The 23,450-nt window shown below is 38.9% G+C and carries 20 protein-coding genes and 2 pseudogenes; 10 read left to right on the forward strand and 12 right to left on the reverse strand.

The annotated features are described in order from the left end of the window. Positions 1-245: 245 nt before the first annotated feature. The 5 genes from WAX78_RS10545 (at position 246) to WAX78_RS10565 (ending at position 4,973) form a co-directional block, all read left to right on the forward strand. Positions 246-1,433 (forward strand): efflux RND transporter periplasmic adaptor subunit, encoded by a 1,188-nt coding sequence (locus WAX78_RS10545; protein WP_336482227.1) that lies wholly within the window; start codon positions 246-248, stop codon positions 1,431-1,433. Next, the gene (locus WAX78_RS10550) at positions 1,430-2,110 is read left to right on the forward strand and encodes an ABC transporter ATP-binding protein (RefSeq protein ID WP_336482228.1); all 681 of its coding nucleotides are present in this window, start codon (positions 1,430-1,432) and stop codon (positions 2,108-2,110) included. Before WAX78_RS10545 ends, WAX78_RS10550 begins: the two co-directional genes overlap by 4 nt. Beyond that, positions 2,107-3,306, forward strand: coding sequence for an ABC transporter permease (locus tag WAX78_RS10555; RefSeq protein ID WP_336482229.1), 1,200 nt, complete (start codon positions 2,107-2,109; stop codon positions 3,304-3,306). The genes WAX78_RS10550 and WAX78_RS10555 overlap by 4 nt, the downstream gene beginning before the upstream one ends. Before the next feature lie 120 nt (positions 3,307-3,426). Further along, positions 3,427-4,107 carry a YknW family membrane protein gene (gene yknW / locus WAX78_RS10560; RefSeq protein WP_336482230.1) on the forward strand — a complete coding sequence of 227 codons (681 nt, stop codon included), beginning with the start codon at positions 3,427-3,429 and terminating at the stop codon, positions 4,105-4,107. 389 nt (positions 4,108-4,496) lie between these two features. Next, positions 4,497-4,973: a sigma-70 family RNA polymerase sigma factor gene (locus WAX78_RS10565; protein WP_336482231.1), complete on the forward strand. Its 477-nt coding sequence runs from the start codon at positions 4,497-4,499 to the stop codon at positions 4,971-4,973. A gap of 105 nt (positions 4,974-5,078) precedes the next feature. Here WAX78_RS10565 and WAX78_RS10570 read toward each other — a convergent pair whose 3' ends face one another. Next, positions 5,079-5,582, reverse strand: a complete 504-nt coding sequence (locus tag WAX78_RS10570; protein ID WP_336482232.1) for a competence protein ComK — start codon at positions 5,580-5,582, stop codon at positions 5,079-5,081. A gap of 295 nt (positions 5,583-5,877) precedes the next feature. On the opposite strand from WAX78_RS10570, the gene WAX78_RS10575 reads away from it, so the two are divergent. Further along, the gene (locus WAX78_RS10575) at positions 5,878-6,267 is read left to right on the forward strand and encodes a DUF4359 domain-containing protein (RefSeq protein WP_336482233.1); all 390 of its coding nucleotides are present in this window, start codon (positions 5,878-5,880) and stop codon (positions 6,265-6,267) included. Positions 6,268-6,297: 30 nt separating this feature from the next. Here the strand turns inward: WAX78_RS10575 and WAX78_RS10580 are convergent, their stop codons facing one another. Further along, complete coding sequence (locus WAX78_RS10580; protein WP_336482234.1) at positions 6,298-6,513, reverse strand: DUF2922 domain-containing protein; 216 nt, start codon at positions 6,511-6,513, stop codon at positions 6,298-6,300. A 140-nt stretch (positions 6,514-6,653) separates the two neighbouring features. After that, the gene (locus WAX78_RS10585) at positions 6,654-6,878 is read right to left on the reverse strand and encodes a DUF1659 domain-containing protein (RefSeq protein ID WP_336482235.1); all 225 of its coding nucleotides are present in this window, start codon (positions 6,876-6,878) and stop codon (positions 6,654-6,656) included. Between the two features lie 308 nt (positions 6,879-7,186). Here WAX78_RS10585 and WAX78_RS10590 point away from each other — a divergent pair, with 308 nt between their 5' ends. The 3 genes and pseudogenes from WAX78_RS10590 to WAX78_RS25175 form a co-directional block, all read left to right on the forward strand. Beyond that, the gene (locus WAX78_RS10590; RefSeq protein WP_336482237.1) at positions 7,187-7,672 is read left to right on the forward strand and encodes a VanZ family protein; all 486 of its coding nucleotides are present in this window, start codon (positions 7,187-7,189) and stop codon (positions 7,670-7,672) included. A gap of 398 nt (positions 7,673-8,070) precedes the next feature. Continuing rightward, positions 8,071-9,405 (forward strand): annotated as a pseudogene (gene gabP / locus WAX78_RS10595) (GABA permease); the annotation flags it as partial. A gap of 106 nt (positions 9,406-9,511) precedes the next feature. Continuing rightward, positions 9,512-9,827: pseudogene (locus tag WAX78_RS25175) on the forward strand (IS3 family transposase); the annotation flags it as partial. Here the strand turns inward: WAX78_RS25175 and WAX78_RS10600 are convergent. The 4 genes from WAX78_RS10600 to WAX78_RS10615 form a co-directional block, all read right to left on the reverse strand. Beyond that, the gene (locus WAX78_RS10600; protein WP_336482239.1) at positions 9,807-12,572 is read right to left on the reverse strand and encodes a DEAD/DEAH box helicase; all 2,766 of its coding nucleotides are present in this window, start codon (positions 12,570-12,572) and stop codon (positions 9,807-9,809) included. The pseudogene WAX78_RS25175 and the gene WAX78_RS10600 sit on opposite strands and share 21 nt — an antisense overlap. Beyond that, positions 12,556-14,175: an SWIM zinc finger family protein gene (locus WAX78_RS10605; protein WP_336482240.1), complete on the reverse strand. Its 1,620-nt coding sequence runs from the start codon at positions 14,173-14,175 to the stop codon at positions 12,556-12,558. Before WAX78_RS10605 ends, WAX78_RS10600 begins: the two co-directional genes overlap by 17 nt. A 196-nt stretch (positions 14,176-14,371) precedes the next feature. After that, positions 14,372-14,683 (reverse strand): DUF3910 family protein, encoded by a 312-nt coding sequence (locus tag WAX78_RS10610; RefSeq protein ID WP_336482241.1) that lies wholly within the window; start codon positions 14,681-14,683, stop codon positions 14,372-14,374. 129 nt (positions 14,684-14,812) lie between these two features. Next, positions 14,813-15,661 (reverse strand): SH3 domain-containing protein, encoded by an 849-nt coding sequence (locus tag WAX78_RS10615; protein ID WP_336482242.1) that lies wholly within the window; start codon positions 15,659-15,661, stop codon positions 14,813-14,815. A gap of 897 nt (positions 15,662-16,558) precedes the next feature. On the opposite strand from WAX78_RS10615, the gene WAX78_RS10620 reads away from it, so the two are divergent. Continuing rightward, positions 16,559-16,693: a hypothetical protein gene (locus tag WAX78_RS10620; protein ID WP_098310962.1), complete on the forward strand. Its 135-nt coding sequence runs from the start codon at positions 16,559-16,561 to the stop codon at positions 16,691-16,693. Between the two features lie 332 nt (positions 16,694-17,025). Here the strand turns inward: WAX78_RS10620 and WAX78_RS10625 are convergent, their stop codons facing one another. The 5 genes from WAX78_RS10625 to WAX78_RS10645 all read right to left on the reverse strand — a co-directional run bounded on the left by WAX78_RS10625 (position 17,026) and on the right by WAX78_RS10645 (position 23,406). Beyond that, positions 17,026-18,327: a glycosyltransferase family 2 protein gene (locus WAX78_RS10625; RefSeq protein WP_336482513.1), complete on the reverse strand. Its 1,302-nt coding sequence runs from the start codon at positions 18,325-18,327 to the stop codon at positions 17,026-17,028. Continuing rightward, complete coding sequence (locus WAX78_RS10630) at positions 18,324-19,079, reverse strand: GGDEF domain-containing protein (RefSeq protein ID WP_336482243.1); 756 nt, start codon at positions 19,077-19,079, stop codon at positions 18,324-18,326. Before WAX78_RS10630 ends, WAX78_RS10625 begins: the two co-directional genes overlap by 4 nt. 216 nt (positions 19,080-19,295) lie before the next feature. After that, positions 19,296-20,504 carry a NupC/NupG family nucleoside CNT transporter gene (locus WAX78_RS10635; RefSeq protein WP_336482244.1) on the reverse strand — a complete coding sequence of 403 codons (1,209 nt, stop codon included), beginning with the start codon at positions 20,502-20,504 and terminating at the stop codon, positions 19,296-19,298. Between the two features lie 272 nt (positions 20,505-20,776). Continuing rightward, entirely contained in the window at positions 20,777-22,321 is a 1,545-nt protein-coding gene (locus WAX78_RS10640) for a C40 family peptidase (RefSeq protein WP_336482245.1), read from the reverse strand. A 212-nt stretch (positions 22,322-22,533) separates the two neighbouring features. Beyond that, complete coding sequence (locus tag WAX78_RS10645; protein WP_336482246.1) at positions 22,534-23,406, reverse strand: D-amino-acid transaminase; 873 nt, start codon at positions 23,404-23,406, stop codon at positions 22,534-22,536. Positions 23,407-23,450 lie beyond the last annotated feature (44 nt).

Consider the following 23,450-nt stretch of genomic DNA (forward strand, 5'->3'; position numbering starts at 1 on the left):
TCTTTAATCAAACGTTTGTTTAAGAAAATAGGAGAGGGAATGTAAGAAACTTTGATGGAAGGTTGGTCTTATGCAAGAATATGGTAAAATAAAAATTTCAAAAAATTAAAGTATTTGTTACAATTATAATGGAAATGTCAAACTATGTAATAGAAATTTGCGAAACGTCAGATGTCTGTTGATAGTTTTTGGAAAAATTTATATAATTTTATTATATAAATAAATTAAATTAAAGGAGAAGAGATATGTTACCAGATACCGTTCATACCCCGAATAAAAAGAAAAAGTGGATTGTGATAGGAATTATTGCTCTTATTGTAATTGTTGCTGCTGTAAATATTTTTATTATGCAGAGTAAGAAAAAAGGCAGTGCAGAAGATATTAAGTTTGCAAAAGTATCAGAACGTCAGCTGAACAATACAAAGTTAGTTTCTGGTCAAGTGAAACCAGGGAATATTGAAAGCTTCTATGCTGATATGGCAAAAGGAAAAGTGAAAGATATTGCTGTAAAAGAAGGGCAAGAAGTGAAAAAAGGGGATAAGTTATTCTCTTATGATAATGAAGAAATTAACCTGCAAATGCAACAAGCAGAAATTGACCAAAAAATGGCTTCTATGCGCTCTGATCAAGGAAAGAAAAAAATAGATTCATTGAAACAAGATATTAAAAAAGCGAAGGATAGCGGAGCAGAGAAAGCAGTACTTGAGCCGTTAGAATCGCAATTAAGTGAACTTGAAATGACGCAAAAAACAGCAGACCTTGAAAAAGAAAAAGGAAGCCTCCACATGGATGAGCTGAAGAAAAAACAAGGTGAACTTACGATTTACAGTAATTTTGCAGGTGTTGTGCAAAAGCTTGATAAAGATGCAACGCAAGGTTCCGCGCAATCAATGGGTGGCCAAGGAAAGCCATTTTTACAAATCGCCTCTAAAGATCCGTTCCAAGTCCAAGGAACATTAACTGAACTGCAAAAATCACAAATTCAAAAAGATCAAACTGTTACAGTGACAGCAAAAGCAGCTCCAAAGAAAAAATGGACTGGAAAAATTACTGAAGTAAGTGAATATCCAACAAGTGCTGACGTCAATGCACAAGCTATGGCAGGCGCAGAAGCAGGACAAAATATGTCTTATTATACATATAAAGCAACACTCGATTCACAAGATGGATTATCACCAGGATATCATGTATCGCTGCAAGTAAATTTAGAGAATAAGAAAATGGTTGCAGTTCCTAGCAAAAGTATCGTAGAAGAAAAAGATGATGCATTTGTATATGTAGAAGATAAAGGAAAGCTTCGCAAGCAAATGGTGAAGAAAGGTTCAAGCGACGGAAATTGGGTGGAAGTGCTTGAAGGCGTAACAGTAGGACAAAAGGTGGTTGAAAATCCTTCCGATAAAGTGTTTGACGGAATGGAAGTGAAGAAAAAGTGATTACCTTAAACAATATTTCTAAAACGTATTATCAGGGGAGCTTAGCTGTACCTATTTTACATGATATTAGTTTGAAGATTGATAGCGGTGAGTTCGTTTCTATTATGGGGCCGTCTGGATCGGGGAAATCAACGCTTATGAATATTATCGGTTGTCTCGATCGTCCAACAGAAGGCGAATATATCCTGAATGACGTGAATATTTTAACAGCAGATGAGTCAAAGTTGGCACTCATTCGAAATGAATACATCGGCTTTGTGTTTCAGCATTTTAATTTATTGCCTCGTCTTTCGGCGGTGGAAAATGTGGAGCTGCCTCTTATATATGGCGGTGTGAAGAAAGCAGAGCGCCGTGAAAGAGCATTAGAGGCATTAGGAAAGGTTGGATTAGCAGATCGCGTGCATCACTTGCCAAATGAATTGTCAGGTGGACAAAAGCAGCGTGTGGCAATTGCGCGCGCAATTGCGAACAACCCAACGTTTATTATGGCCGATGAACCAACAGGTGCGCTCGACACAACATCCGGTGAGCAAGTTATGAATATTTTCACTCAGCTTAATAAAGAAGGTACAACAATTGTTATGGTTACACATGAAGAGGAAGTTGCTGCGTATTCGTCTCGCCGCATTGTGCTTAGAGATGGAAGAATTACAGAAGATAGAAGGTGGGCCGTATGAGTTTACTAGATAGTATAAAAATTGCACTTTCTTCTATTCTAGCTCATAAGTTACGCTCGGCACTGACGATGCTTGGGATTATTATCGGCGTTGGTTCTATTATTACTGTCGTTGCCATCGGACAAGGCGGGGAAGCAATGCTGAAGTCTCAATTTGCCGGTATAGGTAATAATGTCATTCCGCTTCAATTTCATACGGATATCGATGATCCATTTGCAGCGGGAATGGGACAACGTCCTGAATTAACAGAAGAAGATATTCTTGAACTGAAACAATTGCCAGAGATTGCTCATGTTGTTACGACGAATACGGGTATGGAACCACTTGATATTAATGATAAAAAAGACATGACTAGTATTATTGGACTTGATAGTGAATATTTTGCGGTGAATAAAATCAAATTGACTGAAGGCCGCTCTTTAAATGAATCAGATGTTGAACATGGTAATAACGTTGCAATGATTAGTACGAAAGCAAAGGATACGTTTTATCCGAAAGAAAATCCTGTTGGGAAAATTATTGAAGTAAAGGGACAGCCGCTGCAAATTATCGGAGTGTATAAATCTGATAATGAATTTATGGGGATGGGAATGTCAGAAATGTTGCTTCCGATTTCTCTTTGGCCAACGTTATATGGAAAAAGTGAAATTCAAAATATTGCGGTGCAAGCAAAAAATGTTGATCAATTAGAAGAAGCGGGGAAAAAAGCAATTGGCGTTTTAAACGACCGAAAACCAAATGATATTCCAGGTAAATATGAAGTAGTTGATCTTGAGAAAATGAAAGCAAGCATCTCGAAAGTAACAAGTATTATGACGATGATTATCGGCGGTATTGCGGGTATTTCCCTTGTCGTTGGCGGCATTGGTGTTATGAATATTATGCTCGTATCTGTTACAGAGCGTACGCGTGAAATTGGTGTTCGTAAAGCGCTCGGTGCAACGCGCGGGAAAATCTTGCTTCAATTCTTAATCGAGGCTGTGATGTTAACACTTCTTGGCGGTTTGATTGGAATTGGTCTTGGATACGGAGGCGCTTATATCGTTTCTACCTTTGCAAAATGGCCACCGCTTGTTTCATGGGAAGTTGTGCTTGGTGGCGTCCTATTCTCGATGACGCTCGGTATTATTTTCGGATTAATTCCGGCAAACAAAGCAGCAAAACTCGATCCAATCGAAGCGCTGCGTTATGAATAATAGAAGACTCTTGGATATTTCTTTATAACACCCAGTTCTGGTGGGTGGTTAATTCCTATTTATAAAAGTAGGGATTACCCACCCGTTAGAACGGGTATGAAAATAAAGGAGGTTTTTTTTATGGAACCAAATGTAAATACGCAAAAGGCAAGCGGTGAGAAGCCATCATTATTTGGAATCATTACATCACCAGCACTGCAGTTTGAAAGAATGAAGAACAGTAATGCGGTTTGGGGTGCATTTTGGCTATTAGCTGTATTAGCTGGGATTGTTGCTGTACTTGGTGTGTATGTTTATTCTCAATCGCCAGAGGGAATTCAAGCGAATGCAAAGCTCGGTGCTGCAGCTCCACCATTAGCTGTAAGTTTAGGTGTGGGACTTGTTTTTGGTTTAATTGGTATGATAATTGGATTCTTTATTAGTGCAGCTGTGTATAAAGTATTGATGATGTTTATGGGCAATGATACATCTTATAAAAAATTATTAACAATTGTTGTGTATACAAGCTTTATTACATTGCTAGGTTTACTTGTAAATTATATTTTAGCTATGGTGCTTGGCGGAACGGGTAAAGAAATGTATACAGGTTTAGGACCAATATTTTCTTCTACCGGCGGTGTTGTGCACGGTATTGCAAAATCATTTGAAGTCTTCACAATTTGGGGATTGGTTGTAACAGGCTTAGGATTACAGATTACAGCTGGTTTAAGCAAGAAACAAGCTACGATTCTTGTTGTTATTTTCTTTATTCTATCATTGGGATTTGGAGCGCTTGGCGGTTTATTTCCAACGATGAAGTAAAGTGAAACTTCCATCAGTGGGATTCTTTTCATCCCCACTGATGGTTAGTTGAACCAATCGGGCTTTTACGGGCAGTTATCCCTCACCTATCTTCTTCGTTTCTTTCTCAATCTTGTGGGGGATCTTACTGCCCGTTAATGCGGGATAAATAGGTAATATTAGCGGAAACGGCTCATCTAGAGCCGTTTTTTTGTCGTATATTGGTGCCGAAGATAAAATTACTATGAATTTCAAATTTACCTAAGCAGAATTTTAAATACTGCTTAGGTAAATTTGAAATTCTGTTTGTCTATCATGAAATGCAATGCGGTGAAGGTTGTCATGTTTTTTTATAAGGTAAGGGTACCGCGGAATAACAAAGAGGCATGCCTTTTAGAAATGGGCTGAACATGAAGCCAGTTACCTTTACAGAGGCAGTAGCATTGTATGAGAAGATGATTAAAAATCAAATGAAGAAGCTTTGTATTTACCGGGATTATGAAGAGTATTACCAATGCGGGCTTATTGCGCTTTGGCGAGCGTATGACAAATATGATGAAGAGAAGGGACGTTTTCCGGCATATGCGCTTGTAACGGTGCGTGGTTATTTGCTAGAACGGTTAAAGAAGGAGCGCCGTTTTCAAGACCGGGAAACTTGCACGGAGCAAAATATATTAGAAAATATAGGCGGTGAAGAGAGGCAGACGGAAGTGTTTGAATATATGAGTATGCTAGGGGCGAAGGAAAGATTTGTTTTGATGGAGCATTTCTACGGGGGAAAGAAGATGCATGAGATTGCAACTGAGCTAGGCATGACTTATCACCAAGCACGCTGGATATATCGGCAAGCGCTGAAAAAAATGCGAGCGTATGCGGCAAAAGAATAAAATAAAAAGGAGGCAACATATAAGGTTGTCTCCTTTTGCTATATGTCTTAACTTTTGTCATCGTGTTTATTTGTATTAACGGACAGTAAGACATACTCATAACCATCAATGAAGGGGGGAGAAATTTTCTGTTGATGAAAATTTCATCTTATCTAGAAGGTTGAGCTTCGCTAAAATATGACCAGCTTTTATCCATTGAAGCTTCATTTGGTGGAAACTGATCGGGAATATTTGTGTCGTGCCGTTACGGAAATAGACGTTTGTGTGCTGAGAATCATGACGTTCAAGTTTTTCAATATGAGCGTAGAATAACCAGGAGCATGACCAAGATGAAGGTGACCTTGTAGGAATCGCACAAATATAGTGCTGATGATCGATAGGGATTGGGATGTTCTGTTTAAACTGACAACAGTTTCGAATGGCTAGTCGTTTTCCTTCATAAGTAGAGTAGTTTCTCATAAGGCAACTTTCTTGAATGAGCTGTAGTGGTGTTTTTGCTGAGAAGAAGGTTCCTCGTGTGTCCGAAATTCTTGTCTGATAAAATGGATGAGCATATGGTTCCAGTGCCATTGTATGTGCTGAAATTTCATACCGATCAACTAATTCCAATGTAAATGCCTCCTCATATATCGTTATAATGGATTACATTGCCAATTATAAAACTAAAATATAAAGATAAATTAAAATATTTGTAAATTTATGTTAAATATTGGATTATGAATTTCATCATCTCGCTATTTGTGGACAGTAGGCCCCCACTTCAAGATTCTAAGGAAATAAAGAAGCTAGGTGGAGGATGAAAAAACACCCACTGATGGAAGTCTCACTTTCTAGCATTCAGGTTGTCTAATTTGCAATGAAATCTCATATAAATGAAAATAGAAGAGATAGGCGGTGAAGAAATATGAAATGGAAATATGTACTCCTCGCTTTGGCTGCAGTGCTTCTCGTATATTTAGCTAATAGTAATCCGAATAAAGGAGAATATACGGACTGGGCAGCGAAGCAGCTTATGACGCGCAATGATATTCATAAGAAATTGACGGAAGTAGAGAAAGAAAACGGAGAAGGGCTTTTTGGTGAGTTAGCTACACTTGGAAAGAAACTAGCGAAGAAATATGTAGAGCCGCAAGTTGGTTTACTCATCGATCATTATACGAAGCGTAATGACTATATTTTCTTTTCGACATATACAACAGAGTTTACGATAGGGAAAGAAAACTATAAATACGTCTCAGTTGGTATTTCACATATCTTTATACCAATTGAAATGCCAAAAAAGAAAGAGGAGTAGCCTAAAAGCTGAACTCCTCTTTCTTTTTAACTATGCGTTGATTTTTACTTCAGAAACGGTCTTTTCGACAAGCCTTGCTCCTTTTTTACGAGCAGATTGTCCAAGTGTGAGAAAGATATCAGAGGATACGATTGTATCCATGACACTATTTACAGTTTGTTCGTTTACAGGTGTAATTGGATTCTCGATAGAAAAAGTTGTCGTTTTACCGTCTTCTTTTAAGAAAATGAGCTCTAGTACTTCCATCTGCTATAACCTCCTTTTGTTATTCCGCTATTTGCGGGCAGTAAAAGCTGGAGATGCGGGGGGAAGCAAACTGCCCGTAAAAACCCGATTGGTTCAACTAATCTTTTGGGGAAAAAACGTTCCCAGAAGGAAGTTTCACTTTATTGGTTGGATACGTCAGTTGTGCTTACAAGCTGAACTGCATCAAGCTTATGCTGCTGTAAAGATGCAATTGCAGCTGCGACTTCGTGCACCTTGTTTAAGTCTGCATTTGTTTTTACATTTTTAAATTGTTTGTTTTTCATGATGGCTTTACCGTTTTTGTCTGTGCCGCCGTTTAGGACAAGACGTAAGCTCATATCAGATACAATTGTTTGAATCGCCATGTTTATCACCTCCTTTTCGTCTTATATATAGGAGGTAAAGTCATATTTTTGGCGTGAATTTTTTTCTATTTTTTGGTACGCTTAAAATAAAGTGAAACTTCCATCGGTGGGGGGGTTCCCCTCCACTGATGGTTAGTTGAACCAATCGGGCTCTTACGGGCAGTTATCTCCCGCCTATCTTCTTTGCTTTCTCTGAATCTTGAGGTGGGAGTCTTACTGCCCGTTAGTGCGGGATAAAGTGAAACTTCCAGCAGTGGGGGTCTTACTGCCCGCGAATAGCGGGACAAATAGGACAAGGAGTTTCAAATATGAATCGTAAGTGGTTATTCTGGATTCCCGTTTTATTATGGATGGGAGTCATTTTTTATTCTTCTTCTCAGCCGTATAAGAAGCAAGATATGCGTTCGGATATCACAAAATATGTGAATGTAGAGTTTGTGAAAGAACATTTTTCATGGGTATCTATTGATTATGGAGGCGGTACACCTGTTAGCATTGCCAACAAAGGGGTAGGCGGTTTTATCGAATTTTTTATTCGTAAAGGTGCTCATTTTACTGTGTTTGGTATTCTTGGTGCGCTGTCGTATCTAGCTTTACTGCAGTGTGGTTTCAAGCGAAAACAAGCTTTTGGGTTAGCGCTGCTTCTCGTCGCTTCCTATGCGAGCATGGATGAAATTCATCAAGCCTTTACAGGCGACCGTACACCGATGTGGCAGGATTCTGTATTAGATACGTGCGGTGGTTTCACGGGGATCTTAATAAGCAGTCTGATTTGGAAAAGAAAAAGGAGCTAAATCCTTCCCCTTTAGGTAGACAATAAAAAAGAGTCCATCTCGTATGATGGGCTCTTTTTTATTGTTTATCTAGGGGGATTTTTTATTTCCAATTTAAAAAATACACAACAAAAAAGACAACTAATAGGGACTCCGCTGTATGCCTTTCAAGCTAATATTTTGGCCAGCTGAAGATAGTAATCTGTCCAAATAGGATTAAGGTCCGGTACCCAAAAGAATATAAGTCATAATCGACTTAGTTAATGCTAATTAGACTTAATTTTACACTGCGAAAATACGAAATATATCGAAATAATAATGATAGGATGCAGTAGTTGTAATATATTCTGAATTTATTGAAAATTTGCATAAAAATTGCATAAAGTAGGTTAAATAAGTATTTGGGGGAGATAAAAATAATGGAGCAACAGCAGAACAAATTACAGAAACAGTTAAAATCAAGGCATGTAACAATGATTTCTCTTGGCGGAATTATCGGAGCAGGTTTATTTGTAGGTAGTGGGGCGGTTATACACGAAACGGGCCCTGGTGCTATTCTCTCTTATGCAATAGCAGGTTTGCTTATCGTTTTACTCATGCGTATGCTTGGGGAGATGGCGGTCGTGAATCCAGACAGTGGTTCTTTTTCCACCTACGCACGACAAGCGATTGGACCATGGGCGGGTTATACCATTGGATGGTTATATTGGTTTTTCTGGGTGATTGTTATTGCTATCGAGGCAACAGCAGGAGGAGCGATTGTTCATGGGTGGATTCCTTCCATGCCGATTTGGTTAGTAAGTTTAATTTTAACCCTTTTGTTAACGCTCACAAACGTTTACTCCGTTAAATCGTTTGGTGAATTTGAATATTGGTTTTCGATGATTAAAATTGTGGCAATAATTGCATTCATATGTATAGGGGTAGCGATTATCTTTGGCTTTATCCCAGGAGTTGAATCACCAGGGCTGTCTAATCTTACAGAACACGGAGGATTTATGCCGAAGGGATTTGCTTCCGTTTTTGTTGGTATTATCACTGTTATTTTCTCATTTTTTGGTGCGGAGATCGCAGCAATTGCAGCCGGAGAATCATCTAATCCGGAAAAATCAGTAGTTGTAGCAATCAATAGTGTTGTTTGGCGTATTCTACTCTTTTTTATTGGTTCAGTGAGTGTACTGGTTATTCTTCTCCCTTGGAATTCCGCTGAGTCGCTTGAAAGTCCGTATGTAACAATGCTTAATATGATTGGTATTCCAGCTGCCGCCCAAATTATGAATGTCGTCGTTCTAGTCGCAGTTCTTTCTTGTTTAAATTCAGCTCTATATACGAACTCTCGTATGCTGTTTTCTCTTGCTCAAAATGGGCATGCGCCACGTGCACTTTTAAAGGTAAGTAAGAATGGTGTACCCGTAAGAGCTGTTTTAGCAAGTACATTTTTTGCCTACATCTGTTCTATTTTTAATTTTGTGTCTCCGGATAAATTATTTCTCTTTTTAGTGAATGCGTCTGGAGCTATTGCGCTACTTGTTTATCTTGTTATTGCTGTTTCGCATTTACGTATGCGAAGAAAGTTGGAAAAAGAAAATCCAGAAGCAATGAAGCTAAAAATGTGGCTATTTCCTTACTTAACATACGTAACGATTATTGCTATGGTCGTTATTCTGATTGCCATGGCATTCATTGATTCTATGCGTTCACAGTTTTTCTTAACCATGATGATTACTATTCTGGTTATTATTTCTTATTTTGTATCTAAATGTAAAACTGCTCATAGTTCTATAGATGAAGAGAAGAATGTTATCTAACGTTCAAAATCAAGGGTTGAATGAAATAGGGAGCATACCAAATAAGTTATAAAATGATTTAAATCTTATGATTTCTATATTAGAACAATTAAAGGGAATGAAACAATCATCGCAAACCCGTTTACATTCTGAACAAGGGTTCCAATGGATATCTAAAAGTTATTTGAAACAACTAGAACTATTAGATATAAAAAGGAGTCATTCTAGGCGAGGAAACTGTTTTGACAACGTATGTATTACGCTATGTTACATTGTATAATCAGGAGCGATTCCAAGAAAAACTTCACGGCCTCTCCCAGGTAGAATATTGGGAGAGGCCGTGGCATACATACTTTTTTTGTTATTGTCTAATTGACGGATACACCTAGTAATTCTTTCAACTCATTTGTTGATAGCTCTGTAATCCAATTTTCGCTTGTAATAATTGCGTTATTAAGCGATTGTTTCCGCTCTAGCATTTCATCAATTTTTTCCTCAAGTGTTCCTGTTGTAATGAGCTTATGCACATGAACAAATCGTTTTTGACCGATTCGATAAGCACGGTCTGTTGCTTGGTTTTCAACGGCAGGGTTCCACCAGCGGTCGTAATGAATAACATGGTTGGCTGCGGTTAAGTTCAGACCTGTTCCGCCTGCCTTTAAAGAAAGCAGGAAAATGCCGTGTTGTCCGTTTTGGAACTGCTCAATCATTTTATCGCGTTCTTTCTTCGGCACACTGCCGTTTAAGAAGATGACGCGCTCTCCAAAATGTTCTTCTAACAATGTTTGCAGCATATTCCCCATTCGAATATATTGCGTGAAAATTAAACAGCTTTCATGCTGGTCACGTATGTTTTCCACGAGTTGTAATAATGTTTCTGTTTTCATAGAACGCTCAATTAAGTTTGCTGGCGTGTCTTCTTTTAAATAGAGAGCCGGATGATTGCAAATTTGTTTGAGTTTATTTAACATGAGCAAAATAAACCCGCGGCGCTCAATACCAGTTAATCCTTCTACGTTCTTTAATGTATCTTGAACGAGTTGTTCATAGAGTGATGCTTGCTCTGCTGTTAACGAGCAGTACGCTTTTTGCTCCTGTTTATCCGGTAAGTTCAAGGCAACTGCCTTATCTTGCTTCGTGCGGCGCAGTAAGAATGGTGCGATTAAACGCTGCACTTGCTGAATCTTCATCTCATCGCGATCTTTTTCAATTGGTGTCACGAAGCGGCGCTGAAACTGCGGCAAACTGCCAAGATAACCGTGGTTTAGAAAATCAAAAATAGACCATAGCTCTGATAAACGGTTTTCCATCGGTGTTCCTGTTAACGCGATTTTATGATTTGCTCGTAAATTCCGAACCGCACGCGATTGTTTTGTGTGCGGGTTTTTTATATTTTGCGCTTCGTCGAGAATAATCGCATCCCATAGCTGTGTGTTCAGCTCTTCTTCATCAAGCTGTGCAAGCGCATAGGATGTAAGAATCACATCGGCATCTTGCAAGAAGACAGGCAAGTCTTCTCCCTTTGCCCGGTTGCTGCCGTAATGGAGCTTTACTTGTAAGCTTGGTGCAAAGCGCTCGAATTCCTTTTGCCAGTTACCGAGGACTGATGTAGGCGCCACGATGAGTGCTGGGCCTGTTTTTAGGTTGTGTTCTTTTGTATATAGTAAGTAGGTAATTGTTTGAATACTTTTTCCAAGTCCCATATCATCGGCTAGCAACGCACCGAATCCTAGCTCTCGTAAGTAGAGGAGCCACTCGACACCTTGCTGCTGGTATGGTCTTAATGTTGCTTGTAAGGAAGCCGGCACATTGGTAGATGGAATCTCTCCGATGTGCAGCAATCTTTCAAATAGTTTGTCGTAATAATCATCGAATTCAAATTCCATATCTGCAAATGGATTTTCTTCTTCGATTACTTCTGTGTCTGCACTTCGAAGTAGCCGCTGCTGCACGACATCTTTCATTTCAAGGCCGTACTTGTCTGCTTTCTTCATCAGCTTCTTCACTTCTTCGATAAATGCTGGATCAAGTCTCATCCATTGCCCGTTTATATGAATAAGACGCCTGTTTTGTTCAATGAGCGCAAGAAACTCGGCCTCTGATAGATTGATGCCATTTGTGGAAATGCGCCAGTCAAAATCTACGAGCGTATTCATTCCAAAGAATGCCTGCCCTGTTTTTGCATTATGTTTCACTTGGATACGCAGCTTTGGTTTATTTGCTTTTAAGTTTTGCCACCATGATGGCAGTAAAATATCAACGCCAGCTGCCAATAATTCATTGCTGGCTTCTGTTAAAAAGCTCCATGCTTCTGTTTCGTATAGCTCACTCCGAAATACATCTTCTTCCATTAGCCAAGGTACAAGTTTACCGAAACCTTCTTGCGTTTCGATAATACGTTCTTCATGGTTTATCCACCTTTTTGGCAGCGAATCGGTACCTGTATATACGGATATTCGCTGCGTACCGCGTTTTGGTGTTAGTATCGTTTCAAGCTTCCACATTTCAAAATCATTCTCTGGTTCTTGTAATCGAATCCCAATTGCAAATGGTAGATCATCCTCAATATAGCCAATTTTACGCAGCCAATCGTTTTCGTGAATAGCCGTTTCAAGTTGTCGTTTCGTAAAATCATAATGCTCATATAGGCGCTTGGCATCCTCCCATGCATCGCCAGAACGAGTATGATGCCGAAGTGTTTCATTAATTGCTTCCGAAAACAGCTTTTGCACTGTTTCATCCATTTCTTCTTCATGAGCGGTCTTCCAGGATGGATATTGATTCCAGTGTTTTATGTCTGGAAGGAAGTTTCCTGTTGTATAAGCTTCCCAAGCTTGCTGAGCGACTGGTTTGAGTTCGGTAATGCTTGCGCTTGTTTGCAACTTCGTAAATGAATTTACCGGCCTTTTGGCGATATATTCAAATGCTTGGGCAGCACTCAAAATGATACCGCTTCGCTGTTCATATGTTCCTTCTTGCAAAAATGTTCCGTAGAAAGAAGTGGAGTGCCATGTGAACGCATGTTGTTTCCAACTGCTTAGGGGCAAGATGCTTCCTGTTTCATCCTCTGCCCAAAGAAACCAGTTTTCTTTCATTCGTTCGAGCCGAATGGTAATGTCAATTTGTGTCGTCATGGATTAACTTTCCTTTCCGCAGTTCTTCTTGCAATGCCCGTAGCCGTGAGTGAGAAGAGGCGATCATTATAATGAAGTAATCCCATTCGTCTGTTCTTTTGAGCCTTTTGTAAAGTGTTCTCAATTTTTTTAAGTAGCGAATCGCTCTGCGATATGATTTTCGGTTCTTTTCTTCAATGGCTTGCATTGCTGCATAATGATAGAGAGGAAGAGCAGCTTCTGGCGCTTCTTTTTCAACTTCTTTTAACGGTTCTTTTAACAATTCAATCGCTTCAAATCCATATAGTAAATGAAGCTCTGTCCATGTGTGATATTGCTTTTTAGCAAGCACATATTGCTCGTAGCTTACGAGACTATACGGCAATAATTCTTGAAGAATCATTTCATAGCCAGCTTGTTCGTTCGTATGCGTGGCATATGTTTCATACATCATCATAAATAAACGGACAACATCTTTCACAAAGTATGAATCGTGCTCGGCGGTTATCGTTTCTTTTACTCGCTTGTAAGTGAATGATAGCCACTGTTCTGCTCGTTCCCATTGCATGGAATTTAATAAATCTTCAAGCCAGTCGAAGTAAAGTCCAACAACTTGCGGTGGCTGTGTTCTTAGTACATCCATTGCTTCTGCATCTTTTTGTTGTAGAAAGAGAAGGTGAGCGGATGCAAGTGCTTTTGATAAGGGATGAATTTTTGTATCAATCCGCTCTTGTTCCTCTTCTATTCTAGATTGTTCTGCGAACAGCTCTCCCCATATGTGACGATAAATAAAGAATCGCTCCTGTGTATAGGAAGGGGACGAAAAGAAAATTGTATGTAACATTTCCGCTGCGCTATGCAAAAGCGGCTTAAGCGCATCTGGGAGCGGTTCAGTTTTTAAATCCCGTACAATGCTTTCGATTTTATCAACAAAGAGCCTCACAATATTGATGGGCTGATGATAGGAATAGAGTTTATCCTCTTCAAATACTTGTATTTCCTCAAGCAGCTTTTGGAAAGAAAAGAGCGCTGCACTCAGTTTAAATAGTTCGTGAACCGCAACAATGCGCGGTGCTTTTCGTTCAATTTTCACATAAAACTCTGCAAAAATGTTCATCAGAAAATACATTTGTTTGTATGATAGGCGCTTATGTTCTTTTGCGAAAGTATCGTACTCGGATTCAAAATAAGCAAGCCAGCTTTTATCATCTGTATCTTTAAAAGTTGTCGTTTGCAACATTTGCCGTGCTGTGCGAATAGGCGGGAGAGTAGGTTTACTTTTATTTTTAAATAAAGTTAGAATGTCCCCCACTTGCCCAAAGCTTGCGGCTGCATAGAGTAATACAGCGAGCATATGTTTACATTGTGTCGGTGAAAAGCAATCGCAATAACTGTCCGACACGTTTCGAATAGGAATGTTTACACTATAAATATCCCCATCGGTTTCGACTGTCCCCGATAATGTGTATCCATCAAAATCAACGTTATACACGAGGCCGCTACGGTAGAGCTGAAGCGCACTTGATACTTGTTCTTTATCAGATGCTTGCTGTGGGTCCAGTCCTTTCAAAAATTCATTGGCGATTTCCATGATTTCATCTTTCGTAATTGAATGTTGCAGCATAACGTTCCTCCGCGCAAAAGATTTCCTTCTTATACATTATAAACACAATGAGTATAAAAGTAGAAAAAATCAAGTTTTATATCAAAGATATTTGAAAATTATGGTAGAATTATCATTCTTTAAGCGCAAATAATACGCTAAAGAGTGAACAAATATTAGTACCAACACAAAATTAACAGAAAAAAGACTATCTCTTTTACGAGGTAGTCCTTTGTTGTAGCACGCTTTGTACATAAGGATCTTGCAAAATTTTTTCGATTAAAGGAATGGTTTTATTTTTGAAGTGGTGGCCAGTATCAATTGGAAACGGCTTTTGTCCGCCAGGTTTGATGCCATATTGCATGATTTTATACTGCACGTTCTCACCTTGTTGTAATACGATGAGTCTATAACGGTTATCGTCATGCTCTAATGAAAAATCAATTGCAGTCGCATCGTATGTGAAAGTGTCTTTATATATATACGGAGTTGGTGTGCCAATCCAGTCAACTTTTGCGTTTATATTCATACAAGTGCCTCCTTTTTTTCTATCCCGCTATTTGCGGGCAATAATCCCCCCGCTGATCTATTATAAGAAAAATAAAAGCCAGCTCTCAACTAATGAGAGCTGGCTTTGTCTTTTTTATAGCAATAGCAGTTAGTCTAAAATTTTCACTTTTACAGATTTGCGTCCCCATTTGTTTGCAGCTGAATCAGAGCCGACTAGGACGTCGATACGGTGTCCTTTAATTGCACCGCCAGTATCACCAGCAACTGCTTCTCCGTATCCTTCTACCCAGATCTTTGATCCAAGTGGAATTACTTTCGGGTCAACAGCAACCATTTTCATGTTTGGATTTGCTGTTAGGTCATGACCCATTGCAGTTAATACATGGCCGCCATGTGTGCCGCCATTTTCGCTTGGATCAGCTGTGTAAGCAGTTGCTTCAACTGTTAGTTCACGGCCGCTAGCTGGTGCAGCTTTTGTTTGTGTAGCAGTCTGCGTTGCTTGAGCTTGTGCTGGTTGTGCTTTTGCAGGAGCAGGTGCTTGTTCTTGTGCTTTCACAACAGGTGCATTACCTGTTAAATAAGGAACATTCACATAAGCTGTTTTTCCGTTATATTCAAATTGTAACCAGTCGTTTTGAACTTGATGTGTCGTTTCAATGACATCATCTTTCTTTAATGTACCCAGAATTTCTGAGTTTGTGTTTGCATCAGCACGTACGTTTAATACGTTTGCTGTTACATAATAGATGTTTTTCGTAAACTCGGAGCTTACGAATGCTTCCTTGCCATTTAGGTTCACTTTTAGCCAACCGTTTTCTGTATTTTTAACATCTAATGTATGACCATTTAATACTTTACCTACAACTTTTGATTCAATAGAAGGGTTTTCTCGTACGTTTAATACGTCAGCTGTAACAACTGTTTCTGCTTGTGCAGAAGAAGTGAAAATCCCAAGACCAAAAACTGCTGCTGTTGCTATACCAAGTAACTTTTTCATGAATAGCCTCCAATGCTTTTGTTTTCGTGTCCTCATTATAGCAACAGATTTTTAGCGGAAATGGGAAATCACACAATTACAAACCATTCGTAACAGTTCATTAATACTTTGTAATATAAAAAACTACATGAAGAAACCGCTGTTTTATTGAGATTTAAGGGATATTGTTGCATGTTACAGGATTTAGGAGAGGGGAGTAAATATTTTAAGAGGGTTAATCGTATTTCAGTATCGTTACGAACGTGTTATGAAAGTATTACTTTCCTGGGGTATTTTATTAATTTATTTCCAAAATAGTTATTAAAACATAATCAGTTTGCGGTATTTTTCACAAATTATAGTCCTATTTTACGGAAAATCACCACATAATTGTTACAAAAAGAAGAGGGTGTCATAGAACAAATTCGGTCTTTTTCATCTCTGTAACATATCACAATGAATGAAATACGTATCTTATAGCCCCTATTTTTGGACAGTAAGACTTTTACCTAAAGACTCAGAGAGAAACGGTGTCCAGCTCTAGCGGCTAGAATCTCCGGTCGTTTCGCCCCCTCAGATGAGGCAAAAAGCGCCTCTCTGTCGGGAGCTCCAACGTCCTGCGATTCTAGGCGAGCCGCTTCCGCTTTTCTACAGAGGATAGGTGGGGGATAACTGCTGGCATGCGCCCGATTGGTTCAACTAACCTTCTGGGAAAAAAACACTCCCAGAAGGAAGTTTCACTTTAATGAAGCAAGAGGGAAAAATGAAACCATCTAGTTAGGGGATTTTTCATTTTGTGTGATATTGACAAAAAATTGTCGAAAATGTGTTGTCACTTCTACTTGAATGTGTTATATTATTTCCTGTAAGCGATTTCAATTTAGGTTTTACGGCAACTAAGGGAGGACATCCAGAGTAATGAAACGTTACGAACGAAAGTGGAAGCATATTTGTTTAAAGCGTGCTACGCACAGAGCGGTACATGAAAACGAAGAGCGAAAGATAGAAAAACCTACAAAGGAACCAGAAAAGCAATTGGTTTCGCAAAAGTAGAATCCACTTTTGTCGTATATATAGAAAGTATTACGTTCGTTGGGGGATGGGCGTAAAGTAACTTTCAACTAAGGGGTATTAGTTCGATATATAAGTTTATGGCTAGAATAAGCGCAGAGCATACGGCAGCTCTGCGCTTATTTTTTTCTTTATAATAGTAGAAACTCGTTTGAATCGTCGCTGGGCATGCTTGAGCGGCACCGCTTTTTTTATTTAACCCAGCTCCAGCGGCTAGAACCTCCGGTCGTTTCGCTCTCTCGGGCGAGGCAAAAAGCGCCTCTTGGTCGAGAGCTCCAACGTCCTGCGATTCTAAGCAAGCCGCTTGCGCTTTTTCATTTATCTTTTTTAAATCTCACTGTTTTGTCCCAGCCGATGATTTGTTTTTTGCTTTTTGCACGTAAATATAGGATGAGACTTCGAATAAATAAGTAGGTGAAGAGCTGGGCATATGTGAAATACATAATGACACTTATAAATATGTTTATTGGTGTGAATGTTTTTTCGACGCTTTGTGCACTGAATAGTTGAGATGTATATGTCACGTATGCGACATACCACATAAATAAGAGCGGAATCGTGTATTGAATATGAAAGATACCGAGTAAACCGATGATAAACCAAACGTTTGAAATGATGAGAAACAGCCAAAAGACGACATAGACTAATACTTGCTGTAAGGAGTGGACAAGAAGTTTTCCTTTGAAGAAATCAAGGGAAGAGAGTATGTTCTCTAAAATATATAAATTTCCTTGTAGCCATCGTGTGCGCTGTTTAATCAGTACTTTCAAATGTTCTGGCTCTTGTTCCCATGTAATAGACTCAGGCACAATCGGTAAGAGATAACCTTTGCGTGTAATTCGAAGTGTGAGTTCGGCATCTTCTGCAATTGCATAAGGATCATATCCGCCGAGCTCTTCTAAAACAGAGCGCCGAAGAAGCATATTTGTCCCCGTTAAAGAACCTGTTCGGAATAAGAGCCAACGCCCGGATTGCATAAGCAGTTGGAAAACTTGAAACTCGAGTGAAATCATGCGGGTAAGCCAGTTACGTGTTTCATTCATTGTTCGTACATGCCCGACTGCTCCAACGGCATCTTCGACTGTTTCTGCATATTCCACAAGCATGCGAAGGGCATGTGGTTCCGGTTGGTTATCTGCATCGTACACGCAGAAGTATTCACCATCTGAAATGCTTAGTCCGTAGTTTAGAACGCGTGATTTCCCTTTCGGTTCTCCAGGCGGAACACGAATATGCCGAATATGTGCATAAGCTTGTTCAAAGCTATCGCCAATTTCTCCTGTTTCATCATGTGAGTTATCATTTAATAAGTAAATCGTTAGTTTACCTGGATATTCAATGTTTGCCATTGCTTCTAACGTATCTTTTATTACGACACCTTCATTATGGGCTGGAATTAAAATATCAACGCTAGGATAGTGTGAAAGTGTGCGGTTTTTTTTCTTCTGATTGCGATGAACTAGCCCGGCGATGGTTAAGAAGGAGTAATAAGCAAGTAAACCGGAAAATAAAAATGCTGTAAAAATAAGAACATATTTAATCGAAAAGACGATGCTAATCCAAAAAACAAGTATACAAAATAGAATAAATAAAATAAGAAGAATGAGCGCCATCATAGTGAAGTTGACTCCTGCTTTCCAATTTGTTCTTGTTTCATGTGAATTTGTTTGATTGCATCGTCGGTCAGCCATGCTTTCATCTTTTCTTGTAATCGGTTCATGACAATCTCTGCTCCTGCTGCATTTGTGTTTTGCAAGAGAATGACAAGTATTTCGTCATTGTATTTCCCCACAAGGTCAAAATTATTGCGTACTGTTTCTAATAGAAGAGAGGCAACGCGATCCATCACGCTCCTGCGCGTATATTTACTGATAGATGAAAAGTCAAAGTAGATGATAACTCCTGTTTCATCTCGGCGCTTCATCGCAGCTTCAAGTAATATGCCGCGGTTTTCAAATTCTTGTTTTGTTAATAACTTTGTACCAGCTATATATTGTTCTAATTTTGTAAGCTGTTCTGTTAAGCGTTTATTTTCGTGAACAACTTGTTTGAATAAATAAGTTGAAATGTAAATAAAGAAGAAGTTAGAAGCTAAGAGAAAATGAAATATAATATAGCTGAGTTGTTCTGATGTGGTCCATGAGTATAACCATGCCTCATTAAATAAATAGAAAACAGAAAGAATGGTTCCGATAATAAAGAGTACAAAAGCTTGTTTATCGGGAATAAATAGGAATAACAAATGAATAGCCACATACATAATTGTAAAGATAAGGGCATATTTGTATTCGGTCATCTGTACTGTAACGAAATAAAAAAGAATTTGTACAATCCATACGAATAATACTTTATGGGATGTACTTTTCATGATAAACGCCCCCTAATGTAAATATCACAGGTTATTTGTAATATGTGTAATTAGAAGGAAGATGAGTCAAGCGATTTAATCACACTGTATGTCCGAAATGTAAGGTTCGACTTTTCATTATGATGAAAAGCTTGTTATATGATGAGTGAGGGATAATGGGGAATTGTATATAAAAAAACCCTCTTAAGTGAAAAACTTAAAAGGGGTTTTTATATATTAAAACATCATGCCTGCTACGGCAGCGTTTAAGAAGTTAGCTAATGTACCAGCAATTACTGCTTTAATTCCCAATTGTGCAATTTGTTGGCGGCGTGAAGGAGCAAGTGTACCTGTCACACCTAATTGAATTGCAATAGATGAGAAGTTTGCGAAGCCGCAAATTGCAAATGCTAAAATAATGTTTGTTTTTTCGGAAAGGTCTCCCATATGCTTAGCTAAGTTTCCGTATGCAACGAATTCATTTACGGCAAGTTTTTGTCCGATATAACCAGCTGCTTGAATCGCTTCATGTGGTGGAACGCCAATTAATACAGCGAATGGAGAAAGAATGTAACCAAAAATTAAATCTAGACTTAGTTTGATGTGGAACCAAGAACCAACCCATCCTAGTAGACCGTTTAATACAGCAATTAACGCAATAAATGCCATAAGCATTGCTGCAACGTTAATAACAAGCTGCATCCCTTCAGATGCACCGCGTGCTGCTGCATCAATAACGTTTGCATCTGTACGCTCTGTAGAAAGCTGTACATCGTTATTTACTTGTTCTGTTTCAGGCATCATTAATTTTGCAATTAATAAACTTGAAGGTGCAGCCATAATCGCAGCTGCAAGTAGGTGTTCAAGTGGAATTCCCATTGCCGCATAACCGACAAGAACGGAACCAGCAACAGACGTCATTCCGCTTACCATAATAGCGAAGAATTCACTATTTGTTACACGATCTAGATAAGGTTTAATTAAAATCGGTGCTTCCGATTGTCCTAAGAAAACAGTTGTAACAGCATTTAAGCTTTCTGTTTTTGAAGTTCCAAGAAGTTTGCTTAACCCGCCGCCAATAATCGTAATAAACCATTGCATGATACCAAAATAATATAATACGGCTACGAGTGCGCTAATAAATACAATTGGAAGTAATGCTTGAATAACAAAGACAAAGCCCCAAGGCCCTTTTGAGTCAGCTAAACCACCAACAACGAATTTAATTCCTTCATACGAGAAATTAATAAGAGTTTGTACGCCGTCAGCAGCATGTTTTAAACCAGCTTTTCCAGCGTCCCATCTTAATACGATGAAGGAGAAAGTAATTTGAAGTGCAAGCGCAATTAAAATTGTGCGCCATTTAATAGCTTTGCGGTTGGAAGACAGTAAAACTGCAATTGCCAAAACTCCAAGCACGCCGCCAATTCCCCATAAAACATTCATGCTTGTAAAATCTCCTCTCTAAATTGACGAAACATTGCAAATAGTAGAATTGCTATGTTTCTCTGAAAATATTATCTTATGTAACTTATCACACCAGACATCAGAGGTCAAACGTCTATGGAAAAGTCAGAATAGGAAAAAAATGAGTGAAGTAAACATATATGAGATGCAAAATGGATAATTTTATAATGATGTTTTATAGCATAAAAAACTGAGAAACTTACATAATAAAAAGAGCCTTCTAGTAATCTAGAAGGCTCTAAAACTATCAATTAATAAGGCTTAGAATATCCTAAGAAGTGACTGCTCCAATATGAGTTGTTTAATGAAGCTACTTTAACACCATTGTCACCGGCTTGAATAAATGTACCGCCGCCAAGGTAAATACCCATATGGGATGGACCAGATTTATATGTATTTTGGAAATAAATCAAGTCACCTGGTTGTGGGCTAGATGTATGTTGGAAGCTGCTCCAATATCCAGCTACACTTTGACGACCAATGGAATAACCGAATTTCTTGTAAACGTGATAAATGTAACCACTGCAGTCAACGCCGCTTGCAGAAGTACCGCCCCATACGTATGGAACACCTTCCATTGATTTTGCGTATGAAAGTAGTGACGACATATCACCAGAGTTATTGCTTGTATTGTTGTTATTGCTATTGCTATTGTTATTGTTTCCATTATTCGGTTTTTCAGCTGGCTTATTTTCTTGTCCGCTGCTTACAGGTGTTTTAGATAAGTAGCGAGTGCCTACATATCCAGTACGACCATTATAGTTTATTTTGCTCCAGCCGTATTCGTCTGCAAGTACTTGTACTTTTTGCCCTTGTGGTAAGGCTCCGATTACACCGTAGTTTGTGCCAGCACCGCTGCGTACATTGAGTGCGCTTGCATTAACATAATATTCTCCGCTTCCTTGTGATGGAGTTTCGTTACTTGTTGCTGGCGGATTGGATGTAGAAGGATTAGATGGAGTAGTACCACCTTTTACAAATTTCACAAATTCGCTGCTAACATAACCTGTTGTTCCATTATGTTTGACTTTGAACCAACCATTTTCAGCGCCAATTACGTTTAATGTTTGTCCATTTAATACGCCGCCAATTACACTGTGGTATGCAGCAGGACCTGTACGAACGCGTAAAGATGTTGCGTTTACAACGTAAGTACCGCCAGTTTGAACTGTAACATTATTATTGTTGTTGTTATTTTGCTGTTGGTTATCCTGCGGCGCATCTGCAATAGAGCCGCCTTTTGTTACATAGTCTTTGCTAATGTAAGCTGGTTGCCCGCTGTAGTTAATTTTGAACCAATCTTGTACTTCGCCAGTGATTTGGACAACTTGTCCTTTATGTAGAGAACCTAACTGCGTATGTGATGTGCTAGGGCCTGTACGAACGCGAAGGGAAGATACATTTACTGTATAGTTTCCACTTGCTGCTTGAACAGTTGTGTTATTGTCTGGTTTAGAAGTGGTACTAGTAGATCCCGCATTTACAAACTCACCGCTAACGTAGCCGACTTTTCCATGGTGGTTAATTTTGTACCAGCCATTTTCTTGTCCAATTACCTTTAGCGTGTCTCCTTCGTGTACGCGAGACATGATTTCATAAGAAGTGCCAGGACCCGTACGAACGCGTAATACGTCCGCGTTTACTGTGTACTTTGTTGTGTTTTGTGATGTTGTTTGAGCTGTTTGAGCTGCAAGTTGTTGTGCGGTTTGTTCAGTAGCTGCCTGAACCGTATCCATTGTCGGTGCTGCTGCACCTGCTACAGACACTGCCGCAAGACCGGCAAGATATTTTTTCATAGTTTGTCGATTCCTTTCTGTCTGTATTTTAAGGTGATGAAAAATTTACCAACTATAAAAATTCTAAAATGGTTGTCGATTGATGTCAATGCTTATGAAGAAATCCGAATATCATAAAAAAGGTTAACAAAAAAAAGAAAGATGCAAATATGCACCTTATTTTGGATTTATAACCATATATTCGGAGTTTTTTGAGAGATAATTATCCGTTTTTAAGACCAAAAGACGCTAGAAGTAGAAAAACTTTGCATAAATGTTTTTTGTAACAATTTTGTGATAGGCCCAACTTGTCCATTTTGAATAGCAGTTCCATCGAGATGTGTCAGTGGCATTACTTCAAAGGTTGTTCCCGTAAAGAAGCATTCATCTGCTTTATATACATCATGAACACGAAACGATTCTTCCTGCAGGGGAATATGTAATGTATGGGCAAGCGATATAATATATTGGCGGACAATACCGTTTAGAATGAGATGATTGGCCGGGTGTGTATATAGTGTTCCATTTTTCACAAGAAAGAAGTTAGAGTGGCTTCCTTCAGTGACGATGCCGTTACGAACGAGAAGAGCCTCTTTGCAGCCTTTTCGCTCAGCTTTTGTACTAGCTAATACATTTGGTATTAAATTCAGTGACTTAATATCGCAGCGCAGCCAGCGGACATCAGGCTCTGTTATCGCGCGAATTCCATATTCAATCCATAAAGCAGGGCGTTCTTTTTTACGAATGTATGCATAAATAGTTGGAGTTGCATCAAAGGAAAAGGTATGAACACGTGGCTGAACACCTCGTGAAATTTGGAGATAAATGATGCCGTCTTCTTGGAATTGATTTTTTGCTAGCAGTTCATATAGAGATGCGATAAGCTCTGCTTTTGAGAGAGAAAGGGTGAGTTCCATTTCTTCCATTGAGCGATATAGTCTTGTTATATGTGGATCTAATAAATGTAAGGTCCCTTTATAAACACGAATGACTTCATATACACCATCACCAAACTGTAGACCGCGCTCTTCTAAGTCAATATGAGGTTGTTCGTTTGTTGTATCAAGCATTTTTCCATTCCATAATATAAAGCGTTCATATTTCATGTTTTCTCCGTCCTTCCCCAAGTATTGTCTGCACATACAAATTC

Source organism: Bacillus yunxiaonensis, assembly GCF_037104695.1.
GTDB classification, from domain to species: Bacteria; Bacillota; Bacilli; order Bacillales; family Bacillaceae_G; genus Bacillus_A; species Bacillus_A yunxiaonensis.

Bases quoted from the DNA above. Each gene is read 5' to 3' on its own strand.
- WAX78_RS10580 (WP_336482234.1), bottom strand. From the start codon at position 6,513: ATGGAAGTACTAGAGCTCATTTTCTTAAAAGAAGACGGTAAAACGACA.
- WAX78_RS10575 (WP_336482233.1), top strand. From the start codon at position 5,878: ATGAAATGGAAATATGTACTCCTCGCTTTGGCTGCAGTGCTTCTCGTA.
- WAX78_RS10615 (WP_336482242.1), bottom strand. From the start codon at position 15,661: ATGAAAAAGTTACTTGGTATAGCAACAGCAGCAGTTTTTGGTCTTGGG.
- WAX78_RS10600 (WP_336482239.1), bottom strand. From the start codon at position 12,572: ATGACGACACAAATTGACATTACCATTCGGCTCGAACGAATGAAAGAA.
- WAX78_RS10635 (WP_336482244.1), bottom strand. From the start codon at position 20,504: ATGAATGTTTTATGGGGAATTGGCGGCGTGCTTGGAGTTTTGGCAATT.
- WAX78_RS10590 (WP_336482237.1), top strand. From the start codon at position 7,187: ATGAATCGTAAGTGGTTATTCTGGATTCCCGTTTTATTATGGATGGGA.
- WAX78_RS10610 (WP_336482241.1), bottom strand. From the start codon at position 14,683: ATGAATATAAACGCAAAAGTTGACTGGATTGGCACACCAACTCCGTAT.
- yknW (WP_336482230.1), top strand. From the start codon at position 3,427: ATGGAACCAAATGTAAATACGCAAAAGGCAAGCGGTGAGAAGCCATCA.
- WAX78_RS10640 (WP_336482245.1), bottom strand. From the start codon at position 22,321: ATGAAAAAATATCTTGCCGGTCTTGCGGCAGTGTCTGTAGCAGGTGCA.
- WAX78_RS10620 (WP_098310962.1), top strand. From the start codon at position 16,559: ATGAAACGTTACGAACGAAAGTGGAAGCATATTTGTTTAAAGCGTGCT.
- WAX78_RS10630 (WP_336482243.1), bottom strand. From the start codon at position 19,079: ATGAAAAGTACATCCCATAAAGTATTATTCGTATGGATTGTACAAATT.
- WAX78_RS10645 (WP_336482246.1), bottom strand. From the start codon at position 23,406: ATGAAATATGAACGCTTTATATTATGGAATGGAAAAATGCTTGATACA.
- WAX78_RS10605 (WP_336482240.1), bottom strand. From the start codon at position 14,175: ATGCTGCAACATTCAATTACGAAAGATGAAATCATGGAAATCGCCAAT.
- WAX78_RS10545 (WP_336482227.1), top strand. From the start codon at position 246: ATGTTACCAGATACCGTTCATACCCCGAATAAAAAGAAAAAGTGGATT.
- WAX78_RS10555 (WP_336482229.1), top strand. From the start codon at position 2,107: ATGAGTTTACTAGATAGTATAAAAATTGCACTTTCTTCTATTCTAGCT.
- WAX78_RS10565 (WP_336482231.1), top strand. From the start codon at position 4,497: ATGAAGCCAGTTACCTTTACAGAGGCAGTAGCATTGTATGAGAAGATG.
- WAX78_RS10585 (WP_336482235.1), bottom strand. From the start codon at position 6,878: ATGGCGATTCAAACAATTGTATCTGATATGAGCTTACGTCTTGTCCTA.
- WAX78_RS10625 (WP_336482513.1), bottom strand. From the start codon at position 18,327: ATGATGGCGCTCATTCTTCTTATTTTATTTATTCTATTTTGTATACTT.